The 25,893-nt window shown below is 33.8% G+C and carries 30 protein-coding genes; 11 read left to right on the forward strand and 19 right to left on the reverse strand.

Annotated features, from left to right (window positions below; all coding sequences use genetic code 11):
* Window positions 1-46: 46 nt before the first annotated feature.
* From ACS5L2_RS02375 to ACS5L2_RS02405, 7 genes are all read left to right on the forward strand, one after another.
* Window positions 47-658 (forward strand): TIGR00296 family protein, encoded by a 612-nt coding sequence (locus tag ACS5L2_RS02375; RefSeq protein WP_459202167.1) that lies wholly within the window; start codon window positions 47-49, stop codon window positions 656-658.
* Between the two features lie 60 nt (window positions 659-718).
* Window positions 719-2,014 (forward strand): DHH family phosphoesterase, encoded by a 1,296-nt coding sequence (locus tag ACS5L2_RS02380; protein ID WP_459202168.1) that lies wholly within the window; start codon window positions 719-721, stop codon window positions 2,012-2,014.
* Window positions 2,015-2,095: 81 nt separating this feature from the next.
* On the forward strand, window positions 2,096-2,668 hold the full coding sequence (gene hisB, locus ACS5L2_RS02385; protein WP_459202169.1) for an imidazoleglycerol-phosphate dehydratase HisB: 573 nt from the start codon (window positions 2,096-2,098) through the stop codon (window positions 2,666-2,668).
* A gap of 10 nt (window positions 2,669-2,678) precedes the next feature.
* Complete coding sequence (locus ACS5L2_RS02390) at window positions 2,679-3,227, forward strand: CD3072 family TudS-related putative desulfidase (RefSeq protein ID WP_459202170.1); 549 nt, start codon at window positions 2,679-2,681, stop codon at window positions 3,225-3,227.
* A gap of 177 nt (window positions 3,228-3,404) precedes the next feature.
* Window positions 3,405-4,199, forward strand: a complete 795-nt coding sequence (locus ACS5L2_RS02395) for an ABC transporter substrate-binding protein (protein WP_459202171.1) — start codon at window positions 3,405-3,407, stop codon at window positions 4,197-4,199.
* Between the two features lie 32 nt (window positions 4,200-4,231).
* Window positions 4,232-4,891 (forward strand): amino acid ABC transporter permease, encoded by a 660-nt coding sequence (locus ACS5L2_RS02400; RefSeq protein ID WP_459202172.1) that lies wholly within the window; start codon window positions 4,232-4,234, stop codon window positions 4,889-4,891.
* 73 nt (window positions 4,892-4,964) lie between these two features.
* Window positions 4,965-5,852 carry a DMT family transporter gene (locus ACS5L2_RS02405; RefSeq protein ID WP_459202173.1) on the forward strand — a complete coding sequence of 296 codons (888 nt, stop codon included), beginning with the start codon at window positions 4,965-4,967 and terminating at the stop codon, window positions 5,850-5,852.
* Between the two features lie 19 nt (window positions 5,853-5,871).
* On the opposite strand, the gene argF is transcribed toward ACS5L2_RS02405, so the two are convergent.
* Entirely contained in the window at window positions 5,872-6,786 is a 915-nt protein-coding gene (gene argF / locus ACS5L2_RS02410; protein WP_459202174.1) for an ornithine carbamoyltransferase, read from the reverse strand.
* A 118-nt stretch (window positions 6,787-6,904) separates the two neighbouring features.
* Between argF and ACS5L2_RS02415 the strand changes: the two genes are divergently transcribed.
* On the forward strand, window positions 6,905-7,504 hold the full coding sequence (locus tag ACS5L2_RS02415) for a class I SAM-dependent methyltransferase (RefSeq protein WP_459202175.1): 600 nt from the start codon (window positions 6,905-6,907) through the stop codon (window positions 7,502-7,504).
* A gap of 29 nt (window positions 7,505-7,533) precedes the next feature.
* On the opposite strand, the gene ACS5L2_RS02420 is transcribed toward ACS5L2_RS02415, so the two are convergent.
* Genes ACS5L2_RS02420 through ACS5L2_RS02430 form a run of 3 tightly spaced genes read right to left on the reverse strand, consistent with a single transcriptional unit; the run spans window position 7,534 to window position 9,099 of the window.
* Window positions 7,534-8,376 carry a TatD family hydrolase gene (locus ACS5L2_RS02420; protein ID WP_459202176.1) on the reverse strand — a complete coding sequence of 281 codons (843 nt, stop codon included), beginning with the start codon at window positions 8,374-8,376 and terminating at the stop codon, window positions 7,534-7,536.
* A gap of 1 nt (window position 8,377) precedes the next feature.
* Window positions 8,378-8,791, reverse strand: coding sequence for a UPF0146 family protein (locus ACS5L2_RS02425; RefSeq protein WP_459202177.1), 414 nt, complete (start codon window positions 8,789-8,791; stop codon window positions 8,378-8,380).
* Between the two features lie 11 nt (window positions 8,792-8,802).
* On the reverse strand, window positions 8,803-9,099 hold the full coding sequence (locus ACS5L2_RS02430) for a hypothetical protein (RefSeq protein ID WP_459202178.1): 297 nt from the start codon (window positions 9,097-9,099) through the stop codon (window positions 8,803-8,805).
* A gap of 117 nt (window positions 9,100-9,216) precedes the next feature.
* Here ACS5L2_RS02430 and ACS5L2_RS02435 point away from each other — a divergent pair, with 117 nt between their 5' ends.
* Both ACS5L2_RS02435 and taw2 read left to right on the forward strand, forming a co-directional pair.
* Window positions 9,217-9,732 (forward strand): DJ-1/PfpI/YhbO family deglycase/protease, encoded by a 516-nt coding sequence (locus tag ACS5L2_RS02435; protein ID WP_459202179.1) that lies wholly within the window; start codon window positions 9,217-9,219, stop codon window positions 9,730-9,732.
* Between the two features lie 62 nt (window positions 9,733-9,794).
* A complete protein-coding gene (gene taw2 / locus ACS5L2_RS02440) occupies window positions 9,795-10,556 on the forward strand; it encodes a tRNA(Phe) (4-demethylwyosine(37)-C(7)) aminocarboxypropyltransferase Taw2 (RefSeq protein WP_459202180.1) in 762 nt (253 codons plus the stop codon).
* 35 nt (window positions 10,557-10,591) lie between these two features.
* Here the strand turns inward: taw2 and ACS5L2_RS02445 are convergent, their stop codons facing one another.
* From ACS5L2_RS02445 to ACS5L2_RS02495, 11 genes are all read right to left on the reverse strand, one after another.
* The gene (locus ACS5L2_RS02445; RefSeq protein WP_459202181.1) at window positions 10,592-11,026 is read right to left on the reverse strand and encodes a carboxymuconolactone decarboxylase family protein; all 435 of its coding nucleotides are present in this window, start codon (window positions 11,024-11,026) and stop codon (window positions 10,592-10,594) included.
* Between the two features lie 91 nt (window positions 11,027-11,117).
* Window positions 11,118-11,408, reverse strand: a complete 291-nt coding sequence (locus ACS5L2_RS02450) for a hypothetical protein (protein WP_459202182.1) — start codon at window positions 11,406-11,408, stop codon at window positions 11,118-11,120.
* A 136-nt stretch (window positions 11,409-11,544) separates the two neighbouring features.
* Window positions 11,545-12,036, reverse strand: coding sequence for a DUF2124 family protein (locus ACS5L2_RS02455; protein ID WP_459202183.1), 492 nt, complete (start codon window positions 12,034-12,036; stop codon window positions 11,545-11,547).
* A 62-nt stretch (window positions 12,037-12,098) separates the two neighbouring features.
* A complete protein-coding gene (gene mfnD / locus ACS5L2_RS02460; protein ID WP_459202184.1) occupies window positions 12,099-13,007 on the reverse strand; it encodes a tyramine--L-glutamate ligase in 909 nt (302 codons plus the stop codon).
* Between the two features lie 19 nt (window positions 13,008-13,026).
* Window positions 13,027-13,950 carry a hypothetical protein gene (locus ACS5L2_RS02465; RefSeq protein ID WP_459202185.1) on the reverse strand — a complete coding sequence of 308 codons (924 nt, stop codon included), beginning with the start codon at window positions 13,948-13,950 and terminating at the stop codon, window positions 13,027-13,029.
* Window positions 13,951-13,980: 30 nt separating this feature from the next.
* Entirely contained in the window at window positions 13,981-15,630 is a 1,650-nt protein-coding gene (locus ACS5L2_RS02470) for an AMP-binding protein (RefSeq protein WP_459202186.1), read from the reverse strand.
* Window positions 15,631-15,650: 20 nt separating this feature from the next.
* The gene (locus ACS5L2_RS02475) at window positions 15,651-16,058 is read right to left on the reverse strand and encodes an acyl-CoA thioesterase (RefSeq protein ID WP_459202187.1); all 408 of its coding nucleotides are present in this window, start codon (window positions 16,056-16,058) and stop codon (window positions 15,651-15,653) included.
* 22 nt (window positions 16,059-16,080) lie between these two features.
* Window positions 16,081-16,659, reverse strand: a complete 579-nt coding sequence (locus ACS5L2_RS02480) for a helix-turn-helix domain-containing protein (RefSeq protein WP_459202188.1) — start codon at window positions 16,657-16,659, stop codon at window positions 16,081-16,083.
* Between the two features lie 126 nt (window positions 16,660-16,785).
* Window positions 16,786-18,375 carry an S-layer protein gene (locus ACS5L2_RS02485; protein WP_459202189.1) on the reverse strand — a complete coding sequence of 530 codons (1,590 nt, stop codon included), beginning with the start codon at window positions 18,373-18,375 and terminating at the stop codon, window positions 16,786-16,788.
* A 215-nt stretch (window positions 18,376-18,590) separates the two neighbouring features.
* Window positions 18,591-19,484 (reverse strand): GTP 3',8-cyclase MoaA, encoded by an 894-nt coding sequence (moaA, locus tag ACS5L2_RS02490; RefSeq protein ID WP_459202190.1) that lies wholly within the window; start codon window positions 19,482-19,484, stop codon window positions 18,591-18,593.
* 132 nt (window positions 19,485-19,616) lie between these two features.
* Window positions 19,617-20,294 (reverse strand): FKBP-type peptidyl-prolyl cis-trans isomerase, encoded by a 678-nt coding sequence (locus ACS5L2_RS02495; RefSeq protein ID WP_459202191.1) that lies wholly within the window; start codon window positions 20,292-20,294, stop codon window positions 19,617-19,619.
* A gap of 109 nt (window positions 20,295-20,403) precedes the next feature.
* Here ACS5L2_RS02495 and ACS5L2_RS02500 point away from each other — a divergent pair, with 109 nt between their 5' ends.
* Window positions 20,404-21,048, forward strand: coding sequence for a molybdenum cofactor guanylyltransferase (locus tag ACS5L2_RS02500; protein WP_459202192.1), 645 nt, complete (start codon window positions 20,404-20,406; stop codon window positions 21,046-21,048).
* A 63-nt stretch (window positions 21,049-21,111) separates the two neighbouring features.
* Here the strand turns inward: ACS5L2_RS02500 and ACS5L2_RS02505 are convergent, their stop codons facing one another.
* The 4 genes from ACS5L2_RS02505 to ACS5L2_RS02520 all read right to left on the reverse strand — a co-directional run bounded on the left by ACS5L2_RS02505 (window position 21,112) and on the right by ACS5L2_RS02520 (window position 25,843).
* Window positions 21,112-22,875, reverse strand: a complete 1,764-nt coding sequence (locus ACS5L2_RS02505; RefSeq protein ID WP_459202193.1) for a radical SAM protein — start codon at window positions 22,873-22,875, stop codon at window positions 21,112-21,114.
* Window positions 22,856-23,530: a class I SAM-dependent methyltransferase gene (locus ACS5L2_RS02510; RefSeq protein ID WP_459202194.1), complete on the reverse strand. Its 675-nt coding sequence runs from the start codon at window positions 23,528-23,530 to the stop codon at window positions 22,856-22,858. Before ACS5L2_RS02510 ends, ACS5L2_RS02505 begins: the two co-directional genes overlap by 20 nt.
* Window positions 23,531-23,933: 403 nt before the next feature.
* The gene (locus tag ACS5L2_RS02515) at window positions 23,934-24,485 is read right to left on the reverse strand and encodes an HNH endonuclease (RefSeq protein WP_459202195.1); all 552 of its coding nucleotides are present in this window, start codon (window positions 24,483-24,485) and stop codon (window positions 23,934-23,936) included.
* 152 nt (window positions 24,486-24,637) lie between these two features.
* Window positions 24,638-25,843, reverse strand: a complete 1,206-nt coding sequence (locus ACS5L2_RS02520) for an MFS transporter (protein ID WP_459202196.1) — start codon at window positions 25,841-25,843, stop codon at window positions 24,638-24,640.
* Window positions 25,844-25,893: the final 50 nt, after the last annotated feature.

Here is a 25,893-nt window from a genome sequence, read left to right on the forward strand (position 1 = left end):
AGTTAAGCGGTTATATCAGAAATTACAATTTCGGGAGGGATTTAAATTGAAATTAAATCTTGAAGAGGGGACTTTGGTAATTAAGTATGCTCGAAATGTTCTTGAAAAATATTTAAAAGGCGAAGAGCCGGATATTCAAAATTATCCGGATAAATTTAACAAGGTTCTTGGAATATTTGTATCACTCCATACTCATCCAGAACACGATTTAAGGGGGTGTATCGGAATTCCTGAGCCCATAATGACCCTTATCGATGCGATAAAGGAAACGTCAATAAGTGCTGCTGTTCACGACCCGAGGTTTCAGCCTTTAAGGTATACTGAGCTTAAGAATACGATTATTGAAGTCAGTGTTTTAACACCTCCAGAAGATGTAGATGTTCAAAATCCAATGGAGTACCTTGAAAAACTTAAAGTTGGAAGGGATGGGCTTATTATTGAATTTGGACATTATCGAGGGTTACTACTTCCACAGGTGGCTACAGAATATAACTGGGATACAAAACAGTTCCTGTCAAACTTGTGTTTAAAAGCAGGTCTTCCAACAACAGCGTGGATTGATTACGACGTTAAAATAAAGTCTTTCCAGGCACAGGTGTTTGAAGAGCTTGTTCCAAATGGTCCAGTAGTTGAAAAATCAGCATATACTGGATGCTAACCAATACTTTTTTAATTTTGGAAAATATATTAGATATAAAACTTTTTTCACGTGATTTTTATGGACATACTCCCAATTGAAGATATTTCTAAATTTGAACAGATTACTGGAAAAATAAAAGAAAAAATTGAAAATTATGCAGGGCCCATAAGAATTGTAACGCACCACGACCCTGATGGATTGACTGCCGGTTTAATAATGCTAAAAACATTGATAAGGCTGAATAAAAATGTGCAGATGACTATTTTAGAACACCTGTCAAAAGAATCCCTTGAAGACCTGTCAAAAGAAAATGACAAACTGTTTATTTTTTGTGACATGGGGAGCGGCCAGATTGAATTGATAAATTATCTTCAATTTAACGCGATAATTCTCGACCACCATCCTCTCGAAGTGTTAGAAACTGAAGTTGAAAATATTTTGCAGTTAAATCCACACTTATTTGGTGCAAACGGTGCAAAAGAGATTTCTGCAAGCGGAGTATGTTATTTAATTGCAAGATTGTTTGGATACTACGATTTAGCACCAATTGCAGTTGTTGGGGCTATAGGGGATATGCAGCACCTTCCATTTACCGGTTTAAACAAATATATCTTGAATGAAGCAAGAAAATATCGTTATTTAAGTGTCATAAAAGATATAGTTTACAACTGCTATAATTTACCGATTTCAAGTTCAATATACTATTCAACCCAGCCCTACATTCGAGAATTGGGGAATATTAATAAAATAAAAGAAATTCTTGAAGAATTGAAAATAAATCCTGAAAAAAAAGGATTAACCGTAAAAGAAGCTGAAAATTTACTCGAATGTTTTAAAAAATTCAACAAAAATGACGATTTAATTGTTGATAGGTACGAAATAAATCATAAATTAAACGATGCTTTTTACCTTTCAGAAGTTTTGAATGCATGTGGTAGAAAAGAAATGACTTCGGTTGGAATTGGAATATTACTTGGAGACGACGAGTGCATTGTACATGGAGAAAAATTATATCGAGAATATAAAAATGAACTAATCGAAGAGTTAAAAAATGTAAAATTAACTTCGATGGATAATATTGAATATTTTATCGGGGAAAAAGGAAAAACAGGAATAATGGCAGCTTTAATGGTAAAAGATAAACCTGTGCTCGGATTTAATGAACAGGGGGAAATTTATAAAGTTTCTTCAAGGGGTAGCAAAGAGCTCGTCGAATGCGGACTCAACCTTTCAGAAGCAATGGCAGTTTCAAGGGAATTTGGCGGAGATGGGGGCGGACACAATATTGCATCAGGTGCAGCGATACAGAAAGGCTATTTAACTGAATTTTTGGAGAAAGTCGATGAAATTGTTGGTGAACAGTTAAAACACTAAACTGTTTACATAGCAGGGCTTTTGATTAAAAGTATAAATAACGGGATATTATATATTATTAGCCAAAAATCAGGGGATAATATGAGAGCCTTCAAAGTAAAACGAGATACAAATGAAACGAAAATACAGCTTGAATTTAATATCGATGGAACCGGAAAATACGCAATAACTACAGGAGTTCCTTTTTTTGACCACGTTCTTTCGTCATTTGTTAAGCACGGGGCATTTGATTTAAAATTAGACGTTTTAGGGGATTTAGAAGTTGATGACCACCACACTGTAGAAGATGTCGGCATTGCTCTTGGAAAAGCATTTGATAACATGGAAAAGAAGAATATTAAAAGATTTGGGTGGGCAATAATTCCAATGGATGAAGCAAAAGCAACGGTATCTATCGACATTGGCGGAAGACCGTATGTTGTTGGAAATTACACTCCAAACACCGAAAAAATAGGAAGTTTTTCAACTGAAAACGTGGTACACTTCTTTGAGTCATTTTCAAACAATGCAAAAATAAATATGCACTTTGAAGTTACTGGTGAAAATGAGCACCACAAAGTAGAAGCACTCTTTAAGGCATTTGGAGTAGCAATGGATATGGCAACGCAGATAGATGAAAGAAAAGGGATTGTAAGCACAAAAGGCGTAATTTAAAGATGATACAATGAAAAGAAACAAAAAAATAGCACTTGTTGCACACTGTATTTTAAACTGTAATTCAAAGGTCGAAGGTCTTTCTGAATATGGCGGTGCGTTAAAAGATGTTGTAACTTATTTAATGGATGAAGGTTTTGGAATTATCCAGCTCCCCTGCCCTGAAATGGCAATATATGGTATAAAAAGATGGGGGCATGTAAAAGAACAGTTTGATACGCCCCATTTCAGAAAAATAACCAGAAAATTGTTTCAGCCCGTTTTAGAACAAATTCTTGATTATATAAAAAACGGTTATGAAGTATCCCTTTTGATAGGAATTGATAAAAGCCCAAGCTGCGGGATAAACGAAACCTGTTCTTCAAAAGAATGGGGAGGATATTCGAGCAATGGAAATATGGCCGAAAAACTTGAAAAATTAGAAATGGTCCCCGAAAAAGGCGTATTCATGGATGAAATTTTAAAAATACTCGATGAAAATGAAATAGCACTTAAATGTGCTGCAATAGATGAAGAAAATATTGGAGACTCTCTTAAATATTTAAAAAAATTTATTTAACTTTTTTTCAATTTTTTCAACTGTTAATACGTTATTAATTTTTATTTTTTCTATTTTATTATCTATTAATAATATTAGTATGTTGATTAATTATTAGATAATATTTCAACAACTAATAAATATTTTGATATACAATTTAAGATGAATGTTCATAAAATCATATTTGGTGATAATTAAATGGATAATAAGTTTTTGATATTAATTATTGGACTTCTTGGAACAGTTTTAATGTTTTCAGGCTGTGTTTCTAATTCTGAAGCTCAAAGTACAGAAGACCTTTCGTGGAAAAATGTTGAAGAAAGTGGGGTATTAAAAGTAGGCCTTTGTGCTGCGTGGCCACCATTTGAATCAAGAAATGAAAAAACTGGGGAAATCGAAGGTTTTGACGTAGACCTTGCAAATGCACTCGGTGAAGAACTTGGTGTTAAAGTTGAAATTATTGATGCAGATTGGCAGGCACTTTTTGGAGGTCTTTCTAAAGGAGATTACGATACATTGATAACTTGCATGTCCAAAAAAGAGGCTTATGCTGAAAGTGTTGAAATGAGTGACGTTTACTATGAATTAAATGACGTAATTGTTGTAAAAAAAGATAATACTGAAATAAACAGTGTTTCAGATTTATCTGGAAAAACAGTCGGAGTTCAATTGGCTACTGGAAGTGAACAGGCAGTAGATTCGCTTTCAGGATTAGGGGAGATAAAAAGATATAATTACAATAACGAAGCTTTTATCGACTTACAAAATAACCGTGTTGATGCAGTTGTGGTTGGATACACTTATGCATTAGTTCAAATGTCAGAATATCCTGATTTAAAAGTTCTTGATGAGCCAGTTTCATCTTCAGATATAGTAATGGTTCAAAAGGGCGGTGCTTTGGAATTAACTGTTAAATTAAACGAAGCGCTTTTAAAAATAAAAGAAAATGGAAAATACGATGAAATACGGGAAAAATGGTTAAGTTTAGAATAATTATCTAAACTTAAACTAATTTTGGTGTTTTTATGAAATTTTATATCATTTTTGATAATATTCCGTTTATTATTGATGCGGTTTTTGTTACTCTTAAAATAACAACGATGTCTTTTTTGATGGCCGTTATTATCGCAATTTTAGTGGGTTCTATAAGAGCAATGAATGTCTCAAGATTGTTGGACTCGTTTTTAATGATATATGTCGAAGTTTTCAGGGGGACTCCTCTTTTAATCCAGCTGTTTTTTATATATTACGGGCTTCCATCTGTAGGAATTGCAATGTCAAGCACTTTTTCAGCAGTTCTCGGTCTTTCTTTAAATGGTGGAGCATATATTTCCGAGATAATACGTGCTGCAATACAATCAGTTCCCGCAGGCCAGTTTGAAGCGGCAGAATCGCTTGGAATGAACAAAGTCGAAACTATGATTTATATAGTACTCCCCCAAGCCTTCAGGATTACAGTTCCTTCCTTAGTAAACTCATTTTCGTCACTTTTAAAAGAGAGTTCTTTAATATCCGTTCTTGCAATTACAGAACTTACGAGAATCGGGCAACTGATATATACAAGAACATCAAGACCTTTTGAGATATACCTGACAATAGGGCTCATATATTTATTTTTAGTGTCTATCGTCTCGATATGTTCATTTAAACTTGAAAAAAAGTTAAACAATGCATACGAAAAATAATTTTTCAACTTAGTAATGTTTATATAAATAAAGCGAGTTATCATTAAAATCAATGATATTCGCGAGTTATACCATGGACAAGGTAAAAGGAACATTATATACACTTTATTCATCTGTTGCATTTGGAATAATGCCTTTTTTAACTAAATTTGCATATGATGGCGGGGCAAATGCAGTTACCACGTTGATGTTTCGTTTTTTGATTGCAGGACTGCTTTTATATGTATTTTTAAAATTTAAAAAAATAAATTTAAAGATTTCAAAGCACAATTTTTTAGAAATTTTATTTTACGGTGCATTTCTGTACGCTTTAAATACAGTATTTCTCTATGAGGCTTATAATTATATTCCAACAGGTGTTGCAACCACGCTGCACTTTATATACCCTGTAACGGTTACATTGATTATGATAAGCATTTTTAAGGAAAATTTGGGAGTAAACAAAGCTTTAGCACTTATTTTTTCATTTTTAGGAATGTACTGTCTTGTTGGTGGAAATTGCGCTGGTTTTGATATTTACGGGGTGTTACTTGCAGCAGGTTCTGGTCTGGTTTATGCAGGATATATTGTTTCTGCTGGAAAATGTAATTATTCAAAAATAGACTCGTATGTAACGATATTTTACCTATCAATCTTCTCATCAGTTTTACTTTTTATCTACGCGTTATTTACAAATACATTAACGTTAAATATGGCACTTTCAAGCTATGCGTCAATTGGAATTATCTCGATATTTTGTACGGTTTTGGCACTGATCGCGTTTTTGGAAGGAATAAAATTGATAGGTCCATCAAATACGGCAATATTAAGCACGTTAGAGCCAATAGTGAGTATAATCTTTGGAGTATTTTTATTAAATGAAGTGATGAGCTTTAAAATTGGGTTTGGAAGTGTTTTAGTTTTAATTTCTGTAATAGCTGTTACATTAGAAAAAAGCAAAATTAAAAAGCTTGAAAATTAAAAAAGGGAATTAAAAGAATTCAGTGTTCAAAAATGTATTTTAACACTGCTTTTTGAGCGTGTAATCTATTTTCTGCCTGGTCAAATACTTTGGACTGTTTTCCATCGATTACTTCGTCGGTAATTTCAAGTCCCCTGTTTGCAGGAAGGCAGTGCAGTACTATTGCATCGTCTTTTGCTTTTGATAAAATTTCCGCGTTTATCTGGTATTTCGGGAATATTTTTAAAATTTCATCCATCTGTTTATTTTTATCACTCATGCTTATCCATACGTCAGTGTATAACACGTCTGCATCTTTTGCAGCGATTTCTGGATTGTCTGTAAGTGTTAAACTTCCTTCTCCGTATTTCGCGATTATTTCAAGGGCTTTTTTAACGAAAAGTCCACTTGGTTCGTAACTTCTTGGTGTTGCAATAACAACGTCCATTCCTAAAATTGCACCTGCAATCATTAATGAATTTGAAACGTTATTTCCATCACCAAAATAAGCCAATTTTAATCCTTTGAAGTTTTTGCCGTTTTCTTTCATCGTTAGTAAGTCTGCTAAAATCTGGCATGGGTGTGCAAGGTCGCAGAGTGCATTAATTACTGGAACATTCCCGTATTCTGCAAGGTCTTCTAATGTTTTGTGATTTTTAACTCTCGCGACAATTGCATCGACAAACCTGCTCATAACTCGTGCAGTATCCGCAATGCTTTCCTTCTTCCCAAGGTGAATTTCTCCTTCATTCATCATCAAGGAATGCCCCCCAAGTTCATTTACCGCAAGGTCAAAACTCATTCTGGTTCTTGTAGATGGGCTTTCAAAAATCAATGCAATACTTTTGTTTTTGAGTAAATCATGGCCGTATCTATTTTTCTTAAAGTATTCGGCGTCTTCAATAATTTTTAAAACATCTTCGCGCTCTAAATTCCAAAGTGTTAATAAATTCATAGTACCACCACTAAAAACATGAACAATCAAAATACAATTGAAGATAAAATTTAATATACATCTTATATTTAAAATATACCTAAATATTTAGGATACTAAAGTCAAGAGTTGAAATATTATGCACTATTTTTCAGAAAATCCTGATTCAAAACACGATGAATCTACAATTTCAGGAATTCTCAGGGGAAAAAAATTTTCTTTCGTAACGGATAGCGGAGTTTTTTCGCCAAAAAAAATTGACAAGGGAACAATAATTCTCGTAGATGAATTAGAACTTTCAAAAGACGACGATGTTTTAGATGTCGGGTGCGGCTACGGGGTTATCGGGATTTCTATTGCAGATGAAGTTAATTCCGTTACAATGACTGATTTAAACAACCGTTCTGTTAGCCTTACAAGAAAAAATGTAAAATTAAATGGAAAATCTGAAAAGAACATGGAAGTTTTCCAAGGGGATTTATTTGAAAAGGTAAAATCTAAAAAATACAGTGTGATTATTTCAAATCCACCAATAAAAGCAGGAAAAGATTTAATACACAAAATTATTTCGGAAGGGCACGAACTTTTAAAAGAAAATGGGTCAATCTGGGTTGTGATTCAAACAAAACACGGTGCAAAGTCGCTTACCAAATACATGGAAGAAATTTTCGGGAACGTTCAAACAGTTACAATATCTGGCGGTTACAGGGTTTTAAAGTCAGTTAAAACTGTAGACTAATTTAAATCATTTATTTTTAAATAATTTTTTTAAAAGTCGATTTCAATTCCGTAAACTTTTTCTACATTTTCTTTGTGAATTTTAAAGCATATTTCCTCATCAATTATTTCGTTTTCAAGTAATTGCCTTGTTTTTCTTGGAACCGTTTTTATTCCAAGAACAACTCCAGGTCTTTTTAAATCATCAATGTAATCGGTTTCCATTAAAAATCGTGTAGATTTTTCAATTGCAGTATCAATTGGTTTTGAGGCAACGATTGACGGAAAAATTCCAAATTCTTCGCCTTCTAAAACCATGTCTGAAGAGTGGTGTTTTATAACTCTTTCGGGGGAAAGTTTTACTGATTTTGCCATTTCTGAAAACTCTTTAAACTGCGCTCTTGAAGCACTTTCAGCATGAATCTGCACTGCACAGTCAATATCTTTTGCAATTTCCATTGAATAAGTTAAAATTTCATTTGAAACATCCCATATCTGTTCTTCAACTTCAAAATGGGGCCTTCCAACTTCGCCGATTCCAATTAAACAGTCATTTTCTAAAATCAATTTTTTCGCATGGTCAAGTGCATCAATCATGCGGTTTTTCGCGGTTTCAAGTTCGATTCCACATTTAAGCATTACTGTTAATTCAGCAGGGTGAACTCCTAAAATTCCAAATGCACGTATTCCATTTTCCCTTACTTTTTCAACGATTGAAGCCATTTCATCCATTGGTTTAGTTAAATCTGCACTAAATGCAGGTTTATTTGGTATAATCATCACGTTACCGCCTGCATTTTTAAAAGTTTTTGCAACTTTTTCGGGTCCAAGGCCGTTTACGGGGTCGATATGGATGTGGTTGTCAGTTACGGGAAGTTCTTTTAAAATATCCATTTTAATCCCTTTTCCAGATATAAATTGGTTTTCCATTGTAATTTATCAGTTTCAACTCATCAACTGGTTCTTCACCGCTGAGTGCTTTTACAATTAAATTGCAGTTTATTTTTTTCGCAATTTCTAAAATAAATGGCTGTAAGTCTCTTGGTGGCCTAAATGAGTAAATTAATCCGACGTTCTTATAAATTTCAAAATTTGGGTTGAATAAATCATCACAAAATGCATTTAGGCCGTTTTTTTCTGCTTCTAATACCGCATTTTTGTTAATGTCAATAACAATCACGTCAAAACCTGAATCTTTTAATTTTTTCGCATTATCAAAATAAAATCCAATTCCAAGTTCTGCAACTTTTAGGCCGTTATTTTTAATATCGCAGTAGTTTTCATTGATATATTTAAAAATTGTATCCATTAACTATCCCTTCATTTGTAATTTTCTTGAAATTCCTTATTTTTGATAATTCCAAATGTTTCAAGTATCCAAAATATCGTTGCTGAAGGAATTGCATCTGTTCCAATTAATATCTCTTCAAATCCACCAAAAAATCCTAAAATTGACGAATGGTATAGATTCCTAATAATCAGGGCATATATCGGGGCCCATACAATATCCCCTGATTCTCCAAGTCCTGGAATTAAATATGTTGCCATACCAACGAGGTCTAATCCAATAGAAATTATTAACTTTTTATAATCGGGTTTTAAAGAAGTACTGTTCATTTTTTCACAAATAATTTGAATAATTAATTTTTACAGGTTATGAGTTTACATTATTTACGTTTTTATAAATTAAAGTATATATGTTTAAATATCAAAAACGAAGAAGGAGGGATTTTCATGGCTATTGTAATGGTTATTGCACCAGAAAAGTTCAGGGATGAAGAGTTTTTTGAACCTTTACAGGTATTTCAGGGCAAAAATATCGCTACACAGGTAGTTTCAACCACCATTGGACAGCACAAGGGAGTTATGGGCAGGGTAGTGACAACTACAAAAACAATTTCACAAGTTAATCCAGATGAATTCAATGCAATTGTTATTGTCGGGGGCGGAGGTTCACGAGATTACCTCTGGAATAACAAAGAATTAATCGAACTTTTAAAAGAATTTAATAAACAGGGAAAAATTACAGCTGCAATATGTATTTCACCGGCAGTTCTTGCACAGGCAGGACTTTTAACCGGTAAAAAAGCAACAGTATATCCAGATGATGAATCTATTGCAGTTTTACAGCAAAATGGGGCAATTTATCTTGATGAAGCAGTAATTGTGGACGGAAAAGTAATTACTGGAAGAAATCCTGATGCTGCAAAAGAATTTGGCTTGAAAATTGCAGAAGCACTTGGAAAATAATTAATTCTTTTTTAAATCTTTTAAATCGAAATTCAATCTTAAATTATAATTTACGTGAAAATATGGAATTTAAAACACCAAAATATCAAAAAATAGGCGATATTTTAATCGTTAAAAAGAATTTAAGCGACGAAGAAATCGATTATTTGGTAGAAAAGACCAAATGTAAAACTATTGTAAAATATAATACTTATATCACGGGAGATTTGAGAACTCCGAAAATAAAATTAATCCATGGAACTGAAACAGAAACGATAAATAAAGAACACGGATGCCTTTTTAAAATCGATGTATCAAAAGTAATGTGGAGTATGGGGAATTTAAAAGAGCGAAAACGAATAAGCACACTTTCAAACAGCGAAGAAGTTGTTGTTGATATGTTTGCAGGAATTGGATACTTTACAATTCCTATTGCAAAATATTCAAACCCTAAACAGGTTTACGCTCTTGAATTAAATCCCGATTCTTATTATTACCTTTCTGAAAATATAAAATTAAATAAACTCGAAAATATAACACCGATTTTGGGAGATAATAGAAATTTTCCATTAAAAAAGATTGCAGACAGGATTTCGATGGGTTATGTTTTAAAAACGCATAAATTTTTGGACAAAGCTTTTGAAATACTTCGTGAAAATGGAGGAGTAATCCACTACCACGAAACAGTTCACGAAAATATATTGGAATCTCGTCCAATCGAGCGTTTAATGTATCACGCAGAGAAAAACGGTTATAACTTGGATGAATATAAAATTAATAAAGTAAAGAAGTATTCTCCAGGAGTATGGCACGTGGTAGTTGATGCAAAATTTTCAAAAATATAAAAATCTAAAATTTTAAAACTAAATAAATAAAAAAATTATTTTATTCCCGAAATATTGCATTCTGGACAGTCGAGGCTGTTTTCATCGTATTTTAGCATATTGTTTACTTTTTGAAGTGCACGGGTTGATTTTGAAAGTACTGCTGAATTTGATAATGACCCAGCAATTAAAACGGCAGTCATTATCTGTTCTTCACTTATTCCCATTTTTTTCGCAGCTTCGATGTGGAATTCAATGCAGTGTTCGCAGCCAAGAGCGGAAACAACAGCAACAGAAATTAATTCGGCTGTTTTTGGGTCGATATGTTTATAGTTATCGACAACGGCTTCATCGTAGTTGATTTTTGATTCAAGGAGTTTTGGATTGTTTTTCATTTTTTCAATGATGTATGGAACTTTTCCGTACCTTTTTTCAACGATTTCCATTAATTCGCACAATTTTTCATCAGGAATTGAACTTTTTTTATCCATATATGGCACCATTACTGTTTAAAATTAATAAACATATGATAGTACGTTTTCTATTAAATATGAATCGAAATAAATCAAAATAAAAAAAGCATTAAATGAATTTCATAATGATTTCAATCAGTGTTTCCCTAAAATATTCGGAAAATTGAAATGCCAAGACAACTGTTATAATAGTAATCCCTGGAAACAGGTAGTAAGTTAAGATTTTGTCGTGTAATGTTCTAATTCTCTGATTTTTAGACCTTATTTTCTTTTGCAAGCGCTCTACAATCTCTTTTTTTTCAGATGTAGTTCGTTTTCGATCTGTCAATACTTTTGAAACTTCTTCTTTTAACTGGCAGGTTTCATCTTTTAATTCAAAATATTCTATAAGTGCCCCCATAATTTACCCCGATATAATTTTAATTTCAACGTATAATTATTTTTTTTAAATAATATATACCAATTACTGTTATATTTAAAAAAAGGACAATTTTATCGCGTTAATTTCCTAAAAAAAGTTATATCGGGGATAAATATTATAAATTTATTTTTTTCCAAGATGTCACTGGTTCAAGAGTTCCATCGATTACCATATCAAAATTAATTTTTTCAAGCCACCCGGTTTCTTTAAATATGTTGCAGATACTTATCCCGATAATTTTTTCGGGATTTAACCGTTCAATTACCCGGTCTGCTTCATCAGCAGTTGTTTTTGAATGTTTAGTTGCAATTCCGCCCATTATTACTAAAATATCTGGATTTTGCAGATTTTTTTTATTTTCAAGCCCGAAAAACCTGTATCCGATGTCGGTGAGTTCATATTCTACGGAATTTTCAATTTCAGCATCAGGAACAAAGTACTGATTTTTTACAGTATTTCGAATAGAATATCCAAAAAGTTGGGCCATTGAAAAACAAACGCCTTTTGAGCCAAGATAAACTATTTTTTCAGTTTTTTTGGATTCAACTTCTAATTTAAATTCTTCAACAAAAAATGAAAGGCACTTTCCAGATTTTACGATGTTCATAATTTATCCCTCGTAAATGTATCTGTATTTTAAAATAGTTAAATTTTTAGAATTTAAAAAAATTATAAAAATTCAAATCCAAAATCCTTTCTTTTAAATTTTAAACCGGATTCTGCTTCAAATTTTATCTCTTTTCCAAACGCATTATCTATCAAAAGTTTTCCAACTGATGGTTTTGATTTAATTCCGCAGATTGAAGTTGTAATCCTTGGATTTACTTCAAGAATTGATATATTTTCCCCGTCAATCATGAAATCTACGCCAACGTACCCGTTAATTCCATCAATCTGTTCGAGAGTTTTTTTACATTCTATGATTGCTTTTTCTTTTAACGGATGATCAATATTTATTTCCCCTCCACAGTATCTCTCTTCAATATACTGTTTATTCATGCATAGGGAATAGAATTTTTTGTTTTTTACAATAAAAATAATAGAATAGGGTTCTCCTTCAATAAACTCCTGTACAATATAATTTTCATCAAACGTATCGTGAGTACTATCGCATCCAAGCCTGTTTTTAACAACGTATTTTTTAATGGGATACGTTTTTGGAGTATTTACGAAATTTTTAATCGCTTCATACGTTAAAAATTTGTCTCCTGCAATTTTTACTCCTAATTTATTACATCCTAAGTTTAAACAACCGCTTTCTTCGATAAGTTCAGTTAGGTTGTACAATATCATATCCTCTTCTGGCGCAATTGCAAGTGCAAAATCAGAGTCTTTTAAACACGAAATAAATGAGTTTATGTAGTCATCCGAAACAATTACTTCTAAATTATCCATTTTATTATATTCCGGGTATTTTTTAGCTATTTTTTCACACAGTATTGTTTTAACAGTGTAATTTTCGTTCAAAAACTGATTTAATAAAATATCAAACATTAATTTTCCTTCAGCAAGGAGTTCATCGGGAACGAGTCCTGTCCCAACTGTAAACTCAAAAAGAAATATTTTTTTGTCGCTCAATTTTTTCACTCCTTAAATATTATTTTAAATATTTCATAATTTCTTCTGCACCTTCAGTGGGTTCCACGAGACCGCTGTAGACTTCTGAAACAATCTGTTTTACTTTAAATGTTTTCGTTATTTTGTTTCTTTTGCAGGATTGTATGAATAAGGGGCAGTCTAAACTTCTGCCCTTATGTATCAATGAATTTAATTTAACGGGAAACATTTTTAAGAAATTTAGTACGTGAATTCCATTTATTAATTTGTAATTCTGGTTAAAATGATTGAATATAACAACATCAATGTTTTTATTTTTTGCATACTGCAGCATTTCAGAAATTAGGTTATTGCAGATGGTTTCGCAAGGGTCGTTTGATATTGCATCGATTATCTGATTATTATTCAATAGATACGGGCTTAAAATTTCGTATTTTACATTTTTATTTTTTAACACTTTTTCAGTCCTGTTTCTATTTTTGTGGGGCAGTATCGCGGTTCCAAGGTCAAAAATTATTAAATGCGGGTTAAAATATTCTTTTATAAAATCAATCGCCGAAAGGTCGTTTTCGCACTGCACAACGACTAAAGCATCTTTTTTGACTGAAATATCCAGCCCTTTTTCTTTTAAAAATGAAACAGAATAGTTAAGGGTTTCAAGTTCCTTTTTTCTATCGATATGGCTTTCTACCCGGATAATTAAATTTTCTTCGAAATTATCGTTTAATTCTTCTCTTAATTTTCCGATCACCCAACCGCCAGGCCCGATTAATAGCGATTTATCGGTTCTTGTTGGGGTATATATCGTTAACATTAGATTATCAGTATTTTCAGAATCAATTTTAAATTCAAGGTCTGAAATTGTAATTTCTGAGGTATTTAGGCCAATATCCAATCTTATTTTCGCAACTATTTTGTAAATTTCTGATAAAAATTCTTCTTTTGATTTATTTGCGTGCTGCATATTTTAACCATAAAAAATAATAAAAAAAGTTTATAATTCTTCGTTCTTGTTTTTCAGGAGTTCAACTGCAAGTTCAGTTAATTTAAATTTCTGTATTTTACCGCTTGCAGTCATCGGGAACTCTTCCACGATAAATACGTGTTTTGGAACTTTATATCTTGCAATTTTTTCAAGTGCGAAGTCCCTAATGTCTTCTTCCTTAATGTCGAACCCTTCTTTTAGGATTACGAATGCACCAACTATTTCACCATATTTTTCATCAGGAATTCCAATAACCTGTGCATCTTTAATTCCGGGAATAGTATATAAGAATTCTTCAATTTCTCGCGGGTATATATTTTCCCCACCACGAATAATCAGTTCTTTGATACGGCCTACAACTGAGTAATAACCTTCTTCGTCTACTGTCGCTAAATCACCACTGTGGAGCCAGCCATCTTCATCAATTACTTCTTTAGTCTTTTCAGGCATTTTATAGTATCCTTTCATAACATTGTAGCCTTTACAACATATTTCCCCAATTTTTCCAGGTCCTACAGTTTCGCCAGTTTCAGGGTCTACAAGTTTTACCTCACATTCTGGTAATTTCTTTCCAACAGTTTTTACCCTTTTTTCCAATGGGTCGTCCACGCTGGTCTGGGTAAATCCAGGAGATCCTTCTGTTAAGCCGTATACACTCGTTATTCCAGTCATATACATGTCATTAACTACTTTTTTCATGACTTCTATCGGGGGTGTGGATCCTGCCATAATACCTGTACGAAGACTGGAAAGATCAAACATGTCAAACATCGGGTGGCTGTATTCTGCAATAAACATGGTCGGTACCCCATAAAGGGCAGTACATTTTTCTTTTTGAACTGCAGCTAAAACTAAAAGTGGGTCAAAAAGCTCCACCATTACCATTGTGGCCCCGTGGGTTAAAATGGCCATAACTGCAAGAACAATACCGAAACAATGGAAAAGCGGCACTGTTATACATAACCTGTCTTCTTCAGTAAATTTCTGTCTATCCCCAATGTAAAACCCGTTATTTAAAATGTTTTTATGTGTGAGCATTACTCCTTTTGGAAAGCCAGTAGTTCCGGAGGTATACTGCATATTAACTACATCATCGGAATTCAAGCCTTTTTTAGCTTCAATTAGTTTTTCATCAGAAACGTATTTACCAAGGAGCATGAGTTCATTTGTATTGTACATTCCGCGGTGTTTTTCCTGCCCGACATAAATTACATTTTTAAGGTATGGGAATTCTTTGCTGTTTAATTTTTCCCTGTTGCTTGTTTTTAATTCTGGAACGAGTTCATACAGGATATCGATATAATTTGTGTCTCTATATCCGTCAATAATTGCAAGGGCTTTCATATCGGACTGTTTAAGAACATACTCAAGTTCATGGCTTTTGTATGCAGTATTTACAGTAACCAAAACTGCACCGATTTTTGCAGTTGCAAACATGAATGTAAGCCAGTCCGGAACGTTTTTAGCCCATATTCCTACGTGGTCTCCCTTTTTAATTCCAATTTCCAAGAGACCTTTTGCAAGAAGATCGGTTCTTTCATCAAATTCTTTGTATGTAAAGCGGAGATTTCTATCTGGATATACAATAAATTCTCTATCGGGGTCTTTTTGAGCCTGTTTTTCAAAGAATTCTCCGATAGTATCATTTGTAAAAAGCATGATTTACCTCAAATATGCTGTTAATCGATTCCTTCGATAAAGTGTTCTTTTAATTTTTCTTTAATGGAATCTGGTATTGGAACTGATTTCTGGTTTATAAAATCGTAATGAACAGCAACTGCTTTTCCTTTTACGGCTAATTTGCCGTTTTGCCAAGCTTCCTGATACATCGTAAATGATGAGTTTCCAATTTTTGAAACGTAGGACCTGATTTCAACGTCTTTTCCAAGGTACATCTGCCCTACGAAGTCGAATTCTGTTCTTACCATTATTAAATTCCATTTTTCATAGCTTAAATCGAAATCTGGTACAAATATTTCGAATAGTGGGTTTCGAGCCTGTTCAAACCAGATTGCAGGTACGATGTTGTTTACATGTTTTAATCCATCAACATCGCCAAATCGGGGGGTTACGGTTGTTTTAAACATTTTATCACGGATTTTTAAATTATTAGAATGGTGAGTAGATTACTGCAAGAATTTTTGCAACGTCTTTTCCAGATGCGTGCAGGTCATGCGGAACGATTGAATCGTAATATATGCTGTCGCCTTTTTTAAGGGAATATTTTTCCTGCCCATATAATACTTCAATTTCTCCGTCCATAACATAAATGAATTCTTCTCCTTCGTGTGAGGAAAGTTTGTAATTTTTTGATTCGAGAGGGAATACATCTATTAAAAATGGTTCCATATGTCTATCCTGTTTTTCAGCAGCAAGTGCGTAAAAATTTAATTTACTATCCTTGGTTCCATCTATTTTTCCTGAAAATCTGACAATACTGTCCGAATGTCCTGATTTTGTGAGTACCGGCCCAGTTTGGGGAGCGTCATCTAAAAATGTACCGAGTCTAACCCCGAGAGCTCTTGCAATTTTAAAGAGCGGGGTTAATGACGGAACTAAATCCCCATTTTCTAAGCTTTCGATAAGTTTTACACTGGTGCTGCTCGCTTCTGCAAGTTCTTCGACAGTCATGTTCTGCCTTTCCCTTACCTGTTGAATTTTAGCGCCAACATGATTTTTTTCAGCCATCGTTATCCCTAAATGTTAATTTTTTTAAAAATTATATAATCTTCCATAATTTCCACTATTACTACGGGTTTAACTTTTAAAAAATTATCGTTGAATAAATATAATTGAAATATTTAAAAAAAGATATTAAATGAGATTTAAAATAGAAGATACGGCACTTTCAGTACTGTATCTATCGCCACCTGCAATTACGAGGACATCATTTCCGTTTGCAGCACCTTCAATTAATACTGCTGTTTCAGGACTTTCATTATCAATATCAATTTTACCGCTATTTTGAAGTTCTTCTGTCAGCCGGTTGGCAACAGGGCCCCCTATTAAAATTAAATTTTTGTCAGCTTCGTCAAGTTCTATTTCACTATCGAGAAGTACTTTTGGGGCAATTCCCGGTTTCGAAACGACGGTTCCACCAGTTGACCCAGTTGTTACTGTTTTTTCAGCCCTAAATTCGGCAATCATTTTGTCAATGTCGTCTTCATCGTTAAATACTAAATTTACGTAATCTGCAATTTTTATCCTGTCCCCATCGTTTATCCCGTTTACATCGCTTCCAGTGTATACAAGTGCAATTCCAACGGTGTTGTCTTCGTAAGTTTTTAAAAAGTCAATAGTTCCCGCATTATTTGTAACAGCTCTTAACTCCCAATTATCTATATATTCTTCTCCAAGTTCCAATTCAATTAGGGACTTGCATACGGTGATATCTGCATAAGCAGTATCTGCTGCCGTATTTTGCCACACATCATAAACTGTAACGCCAATACCATCTGCAACAAATGAAAATGACCTGTCTGAACGTAAAGTTTCACTGTGTTCTTCAATTACATTTCCATTTCTTAAAACATCGATATCCACGATGTATTCGCCGTCATTTTCAAGAACTTTCCTTAAAACAACCTGGTACTCCCCACCCGGATTTATGTAACTGCCCTGTTCAACAGTCCCTTCGTATGAGCTTGTTCCAAGGTATATCCTGTTATTATTTTCATCAATTTTTACAATACGGTATTTTTTACCTAAAAATGGAATTTCGTAACCTTCTTTTAAGTCTTTTGTCAATTTAAATGCAGAAACCTGGTTCGGGTACACGACTGACGCGTAAACCATGTCTTTTCCAATATCAAATTTGTACGAATTTACACCATTGTCTGAATCAGTAATTCTTACAAATAATAACTCTGTTGAATCATCATCGGATTCAAAATGATTTTCAGGGTCAATATCATCTATTTCAAGTAGATATCCCAAATCTCCAAGTGATTTGGTCTGGTCTGCTTGTGAAAATCCAGAATATGAAAAAGAATTTCCTTCATCGTTATCGAAATGATCTGCACAATCGTCATCTGCTGCCGTAACAAGAATCCACGATTTTTCGGTACCTGCACTATCTAATTTATCAGTTCCATCCCTTAAATCAACACTGTCAGATTCTCCGATAATTTTGTATTCTACCGTAGATTCATCTTCTAAGACCGTTTCTGTATACGTAAGAGTTCCAATTTTTGCAGAAACTTTGTTTGCTGAAGTTACATCTAATGCGGCAGCATTTTCCCCAACTACAATGTAAACATCAGGGTTTCCATATTTTACCAGACTATTATCTATAAAATTATTGACATTTCCATATTTTTCGAGAGCGTAAGCTGCAGTAATGGACGCGGATAGTAGCGTACTTCCAAATAAAATACAACCTATTTTTTTTAGAACTGATTTCAAAGTTTCACCCGTTCTCCTTATAATAATATATTTTTATTTTGTTTGATAAATAACCTGCCTATTGATAGCTTTAATTAATGGGATAAGTTTAATCCTGCTGTACCCCTCGTATTTTTGATAGTTAGTAATTTTTTTAAAATTAGGGGTATAACTTAAAATTTAAATATAAAATAAAAAAGTCACAAATTTTAAAATTAAATGATTTAATTAATGGTTTAGTGTTTACAGAAAGGTTCTCTTTCCTGTATACATTTTATAAAGTATTTCCTGATATTTTCCCCGTTTCTAATTGGATTTGCAACATCCACTAAATTATCGTCTCGTAAAAGGCATGGTTTTAAGTAACCATCGTAAGTAAGCCTGATTCTTGTGCAGTGTCCACAAAATTCAGTATTATCCATTGGTCGAACAAATTCAACTTCCAATCCATCAATGACGTATTTTTTCCTGTTCTGCATGAATTTTCTTGTAAATGTTTGATCTGCACTTTTTGCAATTTCTTCTTCTATTGGTACAACATCCACGTGGTGGTGTTTCAAATCTGTGTCTATCGGAATAAATTCGATTATTTGAAGAATTGCACCAATTTTTCTACAGTAATCCATAATCGCTGGAAGTTGATTTACTGTATCATCCATTGCTAAAAAATTAACTTTTAACGGGGTTAAACCTACTTTTATGGCTTTTTCTATTCCTTTTTTTACGCTTTCAATGTTTCCGCCAGCAGTAATCTTTTTGTATTGAACTGGGTCTAAAGTATCCAAACTCACGTTTACTCTATCAAGTCCGGCATCTTTTAATTTTTGTGCGTATTTTTCAAGCAGTATTCCGTTTGTAGTTAACGAAATGTCTTTTATTTGTTTATCTTTGATATTTTCAATAATTTCGGGTAAATCAGTTCTTAAAAGCGGTTCCCCGCCAGAAATCTTAATTTTTCTAACTCCAAATTCTAGAGAAGATTTTACAATTTTTCCAATTTCATCAGCGCTCATTAATTTGCCATGTTCTTCATTTCTGCCTTCTTTATGGCAGTAAAAACATTTTAAATTGCATTTGGGAGTTATCGAAATTCTAAAAGAGCGGATTTCTCTTCCGTATCGGTCTTCCATTGTTATCACGAAGTGTAAATTGTGGTTAAGGGGTAATGTTTACACTAACTATGGATACGGTAATTTAAAAAAGTTACTATTTGAAATTACGTCGGTAATAAGACAAAAAGAGAAAATATTAATTAATTGTAATTATTCTGTTTTTTTAACAAAGTTGTCGATGAATGAAACTTTTTTAGCTTCCAATCTTTTAATTAATTCATTTGCAATACCCATTTTAACCATTTGGAGGTTTTGCATGAATGCTGTGTTTTCAGGAAGGTCTAATGTTACGTTTTCGCCGTCAATGGTTACTTTTAAGTTTTCTTCTGAAATTCTTGGGATGAATAATTTTGCAACTTCTAAAGCAATAGCTTCAGGAGCTTCTACAACGTCTTCGATTTTTAAGTTGTATTTTAAAGCTTTTCCTGCAAGTTCGTGGTTAAAATCAACTAATATTCTTCCACCGTTTGCGCTAACAACTTTTCCGATTTTGTTGTCAATGTTTACAGGCATTCCTGGGATTGGGTTTACATTGTGTTTTTTGAATTCTTTCATTGGAACGATTTTTACTTGTGAAGCGTCTCTTTTACCGAAAGCTTCTTCAGCAGCTAAATCAAGTTCTCTTTCTTCTCCAACGTTCATTTCCATTATAGCGCTGTCAAGTCCTGGAATTAACATTTTTTCGCCAACGGAAACAGTAACTGTACCGTAAACCATGTTTGGATTGAAAATTCCCTGTTCTTTAGCTGTTTCTTCGTTTGTAGTGTCAAACAAGTTTCCTTCGACATATCCGTCGTATGAAATTTTTACGAGTTTTCCTTTTTCCATTGTTTCACCAATATGTTTCAATAAGTAAATCGCGAAGATTATCACAACAAGTATAAATAAAAGAGTATATAAATCTTGTCAAAATCATGTTTTTAAAATTGGGACACTTATGATATCAGCGATTATATTATCTGGCGGAAAAGCAGAGCGTATGGGTGGCGAAAAATCCTTTAGAAAGTCGGGTAATAAATATTTAATAGAAAATATTGCAGACATGTTAGTTGAAATGGAAATTCCATTTGTCACCGTATTTAGAAACCCTCGATTTATGGAAAAACCACAAGAAGAAATTGAAAAACAGCTTTATTATTATAAAAAGTACCATCAAACGATTACATGGGATTTTGTGCCGGGAATGGGTCCTTTGATTGGAATGCTTTCGGGAATGTTAAATACTAATTCTCAATGGGTTTTTTTAGTTCCGTGTGACATGCCTTTTATTACTGAAGAATCTATAGTAAAGTTACTTGAATGTATAAAAGAAGCAGAATTAAGCGGCAATGATTGTATCGTTCCAAAGCACAAAAACGGGTTTATCGAGCCACTTTTTTCACTTTACCATATTTCATCAGTAAATGTACTTGGATCAATTGTTGAAGAAATGCTTGAAAAAAACAAATCCTCCCCAATAAGGCGCTTGATAGACGAATTAAATCCACTGTACGTGGATGTTGAAAAAATAGACGAAACTTGTGACATATTTATAAATTTAAACACTTTAAAAGAACTCGAAAATGCATGTTTTGACAGGTAAATTTATTTTTTTAAGGAATCATTATTATATAATATTTTTAAGAAAAAAGACAGGTAATGGGGATTATTTTTCCTGTCTGGTATATACTACAGGTCTTGAAAAGTCACGGTTTGTAACGACGTTTTCTGCATGAATACCATAAAATCTTTCGTAAAACTCTTTTTGTTCCGCTTCTAAGTCGAAAGAGAAAATTTCTGGATGGATCGTGTTTGCAAGGAACATGAATCCGAGTATCCACCGGGGACTTCCAAAATCCCATCCTGCTGGCACGTTAACTATTTTATTCATTTGAACGGCTTTATTATCGATTTTGTGCGTGTTACAGTATTGAATATAGTCAGAAGCAGGTGATGATAAAAATCCAGATATAAACATCATTTCAGGGCTGAGTTCATTTAATTCATTGACTGATATATTAATGCCAGGTTTACCTTTTCGTGTAAGGCGTTTGTTAACACAAACACCGCCTGCAGCTTCTACAAGGTTTGTTTCAAACCTCTCGGCATTCAGAGCAAAGAGCGGGTACCCCATTGAATAATATACAGAAGGGCGCGATTTAACGAGGGCAACACCTTTATTTATTACATTGACACGTTCCTGAATAAATGATACCAAAGCTTTGCCTTCATTTTCTCGACCAGTCTGTATTGAAAGGTCCCAAATCAGTTCGAGCCACGAATCGATTTTTTGAATTTTATCATGCAGTCCCCGAATAAAATCTTCTTTAATAATATTTCCAAGTACGCAACTGAGTTCTTCATTATCCCGGATTCCAAGCGTTACTAAAATGGCATGGGCCATTTCAATAGCACGTGTTGTTCGGTAGCCTCCAAGCATGCCGTATTCAGTGAACTGTTCTGTATTAATTGGTCCTTTTACTGGCGCCTGCCATCCGCAAGAGCACTGGCCGTTTTTGTAATGATTAATGGTGCGGCATCCCATTGGCCCATAAAATTCCCTTTCAATAACTTCAGTCCCGCAGACAGGGCAGTTAGTTGTCAGGTACGTGGTGCCGGGTGAGTTAAATAAGTAAACGTGGTTTAGGATGTTTCGAAGGCGGTCTACCACCTTTTCTGAGTTATTGATAGTTGGTTCAAGACCTGGTGTAGCATCTCCAAAAGGCACAAAACGCATAACTTGTAGTGGTATGTCTTTAGAAACAGATGCTACTTCTTTTGCGGCATTAAGTATCTCTTTATCTGCATTGTTGATGTACATTACAGAAACTTCCACATGTACTTGAGCTTCGTGTAATTTGCAGATATTTCGAAAAACGGGCAATGCAGATTTTGCACCACATTCTTGATAGCGCGCATCCGAAGAGCCTTTCAAACCGATATTGGCGAAATCAAGATACGGTATGAGGGTATCAAGGGAAGATTCTGTAAAGTAGCCGTTTGTAGAACATCCTACCAATAGACCTGCTTTTTTTGCTTCCTGTGCAAGTGCTAAAAATGTGTAGTATGAAGCCGCGGGGTCGTTGAGACAGAAAACGATTCCTAAACATTCTTCTGCCTGTGCACGCCGTATGATATCTGCTGGTAAAGCTGTATTAAGGGCACCTGCTATTGCATCAACATTTGAGGTCAGTGTTTCTGAAATGCACCCCTGACATTTAAAGTTACATCCGACAGTACTGACTTGTAAAAATTTGTTTTTTGGTGCAAAGTGGACCATTGGCATTGTTTCGATGGTGATTGGAAGTATTGTAAGGTAAGAGTTTGGAAATCTTTCGATGATTCTGTCGTTCTGATTCGTATACATCTGACATCTGCCGTAATTTCCTTCGGTAATGTCACACCCTATTTCACATACTGTGCATTTCATTGGAGCCCCCCTGTTCATTTTTTGAGATTACAATCCAAAATCCCTCGTCCCCAAGGATAAGTTCATAGGTTGAGACACCTATGTCATCTAAAACAGCACGGAATCGCTCAACGTTTTCCTGCGATATGTTTTTGCGGTTGAATTCTTTCCAATCGGGGTTTCTGCGAATCATCTCAGCGGAAATTGAATCGCGTAGTTCTTTGTTTCCGAATCCTCCACCAATGTATGTTTTTCCGCCAGGCTTTAAAACCCGATAAATTTCTCGAAATGCAGTATTAATATCTTCCCAGAAGAATACAGAGCCCCTGCTCACGATTAAATCTGCATAGTCATCATCAAATGGAATTTTGTGTACATCACCCTGAACGAGTTGAATTCTGCCGTTCATTTCTGCATCTGAGATATTTTTTGATGCTATTTCATTCATATGCTCAGAAAAGTCCAAAGCAATTACCAAAAAGTCGGACTGTTTTGATAACGCAATTGACAGCGATCCAGGGCCACTGCCAAGGTCTATACATGTGCCTTTGGTTATTCCAAAACGATTAATAATGTTTTTGGCAATCACGGGATATATTGGAGCAAAGAGTGTCTTTGAAATTTCATTCATATGATTGGCACCTTCTTTGTCGAACTTTTTTTTGTTTTCGGGCATAGTATGACCTCATGTTAAGTTTATTCGTTACGTTTGGGTATTGTTAACATAAATACGGTGTTAAATGTTGTATTGTAACAAACCTGCTGTAATGATCTATAGTAATTTAAACAGATTTAAATTAAATAATATATAATAATTACTTTTTTTTATAAAATGTAATTTAAATAGATTACTATTAAATATTAAAATTATGATTGATGAACACTGCTGTTAAAAAATGTAAAAAAGAACGGTATATCTGTTATATTTTAATATATTAGATTTTAGGCTAACTGTTGGAAAATAAAAATGTGTTTGAGTTGTGTTTTACACAAATGTACGTTTTTTATATGATCCGTCAAATTCAAAACGATTTTTAGTATTTTAGGGTGTATTTTGAATCAACTTAAAATTGCATGAATCATTTGAATTCTTTTAAACTTTCGTCAATATCTAAAACTGAACCTGTTTTTTGGTCAACTTCATTACATAGTTTGCCTGCGCAGTTACAGCATCGATAAACTATTTTTAAATATTTTTTTTCTAAAAGTGGTGGAATATTATCAAAAAACTTTTTTTCATCAGGATAAATGTCCCGGTAAACTTCATAAAGTCCTTTAGTTCCTTTTTTACTATTGCAGGACTTACAGGCCCAAATAATATTGTGAACCCCCTGAACTGCATCACACGTACTACACCTTTCATTTATTGAAATAGATTTTGGAATTATGTGGTCTTTTGTTAAATTTTCAGTTGCACCGCAATAAATGCATGCTTTTTCAGATTCTATGAACTGCATATCTTCCCTTAAAATATCAGACCATGAAATTTTTCCAGATTTTAAATCGAGAAACTTACGTTTTATAAACCCGTAACTCATCTTTTTTCCGTCTTTAGACGCACTTTTTGCAATTATTTTTGCATATTGGTAATAAATTAAATCTTCAATCGTTTCAACATCTTTGTCTGGCATAGTATCCCCCAAATATACTTTAAATTATTACATAAATTTTATTTAAAAATGTCGAATTAATAAAAAAATTCCTCCAAAAAATGCAGAATATTATGAAAATAAATTAAATTTACTGATAATTTTGAAGAATATGTACTTAAAAAAATAAAAAATTATTCTGGTAAATCTTGCTGTTTTTTATTCCTACTTAATGAAAAGAGTGCAGTTATCCAAACTAACGTCACCAATAAACCATATCCAACTGCGATTTCAAATAAACTAAAACCACCCGCCAAACGTGCCACAATCAAATTTGGAATAGCTGCACCACTGTAGGATATTATATAAATGCTCGAAAGCAGGCCTGCTCTATCTTCCTGGCCAATTTTATCCAGCAAACTACGGATACTTCCAGTAAATGCTAAACCCTGCGATATTCCTGCAAATACTGTTGCTATAAAAAATGGAATCATGAGGCTAACATTCAATGAATAAATAAGGGCCACGATACTCAGGAAAAAAGCGGATATACCGATACTTTGAGCTTTATCGGGATTAAAACGGCCACTAATCCAACCTCCTATCGCATAAGGAGTCATTAAACATGCGAAAACTGCTGCGGCCACCATAACGCTATTTGTATTAAGTAATTCTGCCGTTATGGAAGAACTAAATGCCTGATAAAATCCACCAATCGCCCACGTTCCAACAAAAATACTGCCTGCAGCGGGAAGAAGATGGCGAATATTTCGAGGTACTGATACCTGTGGAGTTAAGGATGAAATAACCCCTCGTTTAGGAGTTACCGTCTCAGGAGCCATTGCAATCAGTACGGCACAAAGAGCAAGTAGTGCAATAAATATCATGTATATTAGCGATAAAGAACCAAACCCATATTCTTGAATGACTGCAGCACCAAAAGCACCTGCTGAAAGTCCAACCACGGGTGCCCCACTGATAACAGCTGCACTTATCCATTTTGGTGAAGTTGGTGCGTTATCAGCGATATATGATGTAATTGTGCTGGATGCCAGACCAGATGCAATTCCCTGTATAAACCTTCCAATCAATAGCATTGCTGCATTTTGAACATAAATAAACATGAGACATCCCATAACAGAAATCCCCAATGTAGCAAGTGTCACTGGACGGCGTCCCAAATGATTCGAAACTCTTGCAAACACCAGCAGTGATAATACACACCCTATAAAGTATGTAACTGCAGTCATAGAAAGATCTCCGCTCGTAAGATTAAGCGTTTGGAGATAAGTGTTAAGTAATGGAATAGGGGCAGAAGAAGACGCAAATACAACAAACAATGAAAAAGTTGCCCCTATAAAACCAGTTATTCTTTCATTCAGTTTTAAATTTTTTATCATTTTTTATCCATTTATTATTTTTTGAATGAGGATATTGTAAGAGGGGCTCC

Source organism: Methanococcus mangrovi (genome assembly GCF_054506835.1).

What these genes read in the sequence shown, in the direction of transcription:
- ACS5L2_RS02510 (WP_459202194.1), bottom strand. Translation starts at nt 23,530, where the DNA reads ATGCCCGAAAACAAAAAAAAGTTCGACAAAGAAGGTGCCAATCATATG.
- taw2 (WP_459202180.1), top strand. Translation starts at nt 9,795, where the DNA reads ATGGAATTTAAAACACCAAAATATCAAAAAATAGGCGATATTTTAATC.
- ACS5L2_RS02400 (WP_459202172.1), top strand. Translation starts at nt 4,232, where the DNA reads ATGAAATTTTATATCATTTTTGATAATATTCCGTTTATTATTGATGCG.
- ACS5L2_RS02520 (WP_459202196.1), bottom strand. Translation starts at nt 25,843, where the DNA reads ATGATAAAAAATTTAAAACTGAATGAAAGAATAACTGGTTTTATAGGG.
- hisB (WP_459202169.1), top strand. Translation starts at nt 2,096, where the DNA reads ATGAGAGCCTTCAAAGTAAAACGAGATACAAATGAAACGAAAATACAG.
- ACS5L2_RS02455 (WP_459202183.1), bottom strand. Translation starts at nt 12,036, where the DNA reads ATGAACATCGTAAAATCTGGAAAGTGCCTTTCATTTTTTGTTGAAGAA.
- ACS5L2_RS02425 (WP_459202177.1), bottom strand. Translation starts at nt 8,791, where the DNA reads ATGGATACAATTTTTAAATATATCAATGAAAACTACTGCGATATTAAA.
- ACS5L2_RS02405 (WP_459202173.1), top strand. Translation starts at nt 4,965, where the DNA reads ATGGACAAGGTAAAAGGAACATTATATACACTTTATTCATCTGTTGCA.
- ACS5L2_RS02500 (WP_459202192.1), top strand. Translation starts at nt 20,404, where the DNA reads ATGATATCAGCGATTATATTATCTGGCGGAAAAGCAGAGCGTATGGGT.
- moaA (WP_459202190.1), bottom strand. Translation starts at nt 19,484, where the DNA reads ATGGAAGACCGATACGGAAGAGAAATCCGCTCTTTTAGAATTTCGATA.
- ACS5L2_RS02390 (WP_459202170.1), top strand. Translation starts at nt 2,679, where the DNA reads ATGAAAAGAAACAAAAAAATAGCACTTGTTGCACACTGTATTTTAAAC.
- ACS5L2_RS02415 (WP_459202175.1), top strand. Translation starts at nt 6,905, where the DNA reads ATGCACTATTTTTCAGAAAATCCTGATTCAAAACACGATGAATCTACA.
- ACS5L2_RS02470 (WP_459202186.1), bottom strand. Translation starts at nt 15,630, where the DNA reads ATGCTTTTTACAAATGATACTATCGGAGAATTCTTTGAAAAACAGGCT.
- ACS5L2_RS02430 (WP_459202178.1), bottom strand. Translation starts at nt 9,099, where the DNA reads ATGAACAGTACTTCTTTAAAACCCGATTATAAAAAGTTAATAATTTCT.
- ACS5L2_RS02475 (WP_459202187.1), bottom strand. Translation starts at nt 16,058, where the DNA reads ATGTTTAAAACAACCGTAACCCCCCGATTTGGCGATGTTGATGGATTA.
- ACS5L2_RS02435 (WP_459202179.1), top strand. Translation starts at nt 9,217, where the DNA reads ATGGCTATTGTAATGGTTATTGCACCAGAAAAGTTCAGGGATGAAGAG.
- ACS5L2_RS02495 (WP_459202191.1), bottom strand. Translation starts at nt 20,294, where the DNA reads ATGGAAAAAGGAAAACTCGTAAAAATTTCATACGACGGATATGTCGAA.
- ACS5L2_RS02395 (WP_459202171.1), top strand. Translation starts at nt 3,405, where the DNA reads ATGGATAATAAGTTTTTGATATTAATTATTGGACTTCTTGGAACAGTT.
- ACS5L2_RS02380 (WP_459202168.1), top strand. Translation starts at nt 719, where the DNA reads ATGGACATACTCCCAATTGAAGATATTTCTAAATTTGAACAGATTACT.
- ACS5L2_RS02445 (WP_459202181.1), bottom strand. Translation starts at nt 11,026, where the DNA reads ATGGATAAAAAAAGTTCAATTCCTGATGAAAAATTGTGCGAATTAATG.
- ACS5L2_RS02505 (WP_459202193.1), bottom strand. Translation starts at nt 22,875, where the DNA reads ATGAAATGCACAGTATGTGAAATAGGGTGTGACATTACCGAAGGAAAT.
- ACS5L2_RS02515 (WP_459202195.1), bottom strand. Translation starts at nt 24,485, where the DNA reads ATGCCAGACAAAGATGTTGAAACGATTGAAGATTTAATTTATTACCAA.
- ACS5L2_RS02465 (WP_459202185.1), bottom strand. Translation starts at nt 13,950, where the DNA reads ATGCAGCACGCAAATAAATCAAAAGAAGAATTTTTATCAGAAATTTAC.
- ACS5L2_RS02450 (WP_459202182.1), bottom strand. Translation starts at nt 11,408, where the DNA reads ATGGGGGCACTTATAGAATATTTTGAATTAAAAGATGAAACCTGCCAG.
- ACS5L2_RS02480 (WP_459202188.1), bottom strand. Translation starts at nt 16,659, where the DNA reads ATGGCTGAAAAAAATCATGTTGGCGCTAAAATTCAACAGGTAAGGGAA.
- ACS5L2_RS02420 (WP_459202176.1), bottom strand. Translation starts at nt 8,376, where the DNA reads ATGGATATTTTAAAAGAACTTCCCGTAACTGACAACCACATCCATATC.
- argF (WP_459202174.1), bottom strand. Translation starts at nt 6,786, where the DNA reads ATGAATTTATTAACACTTTGGAATTTAGAGCGCGAAGATGTTTTAAAA.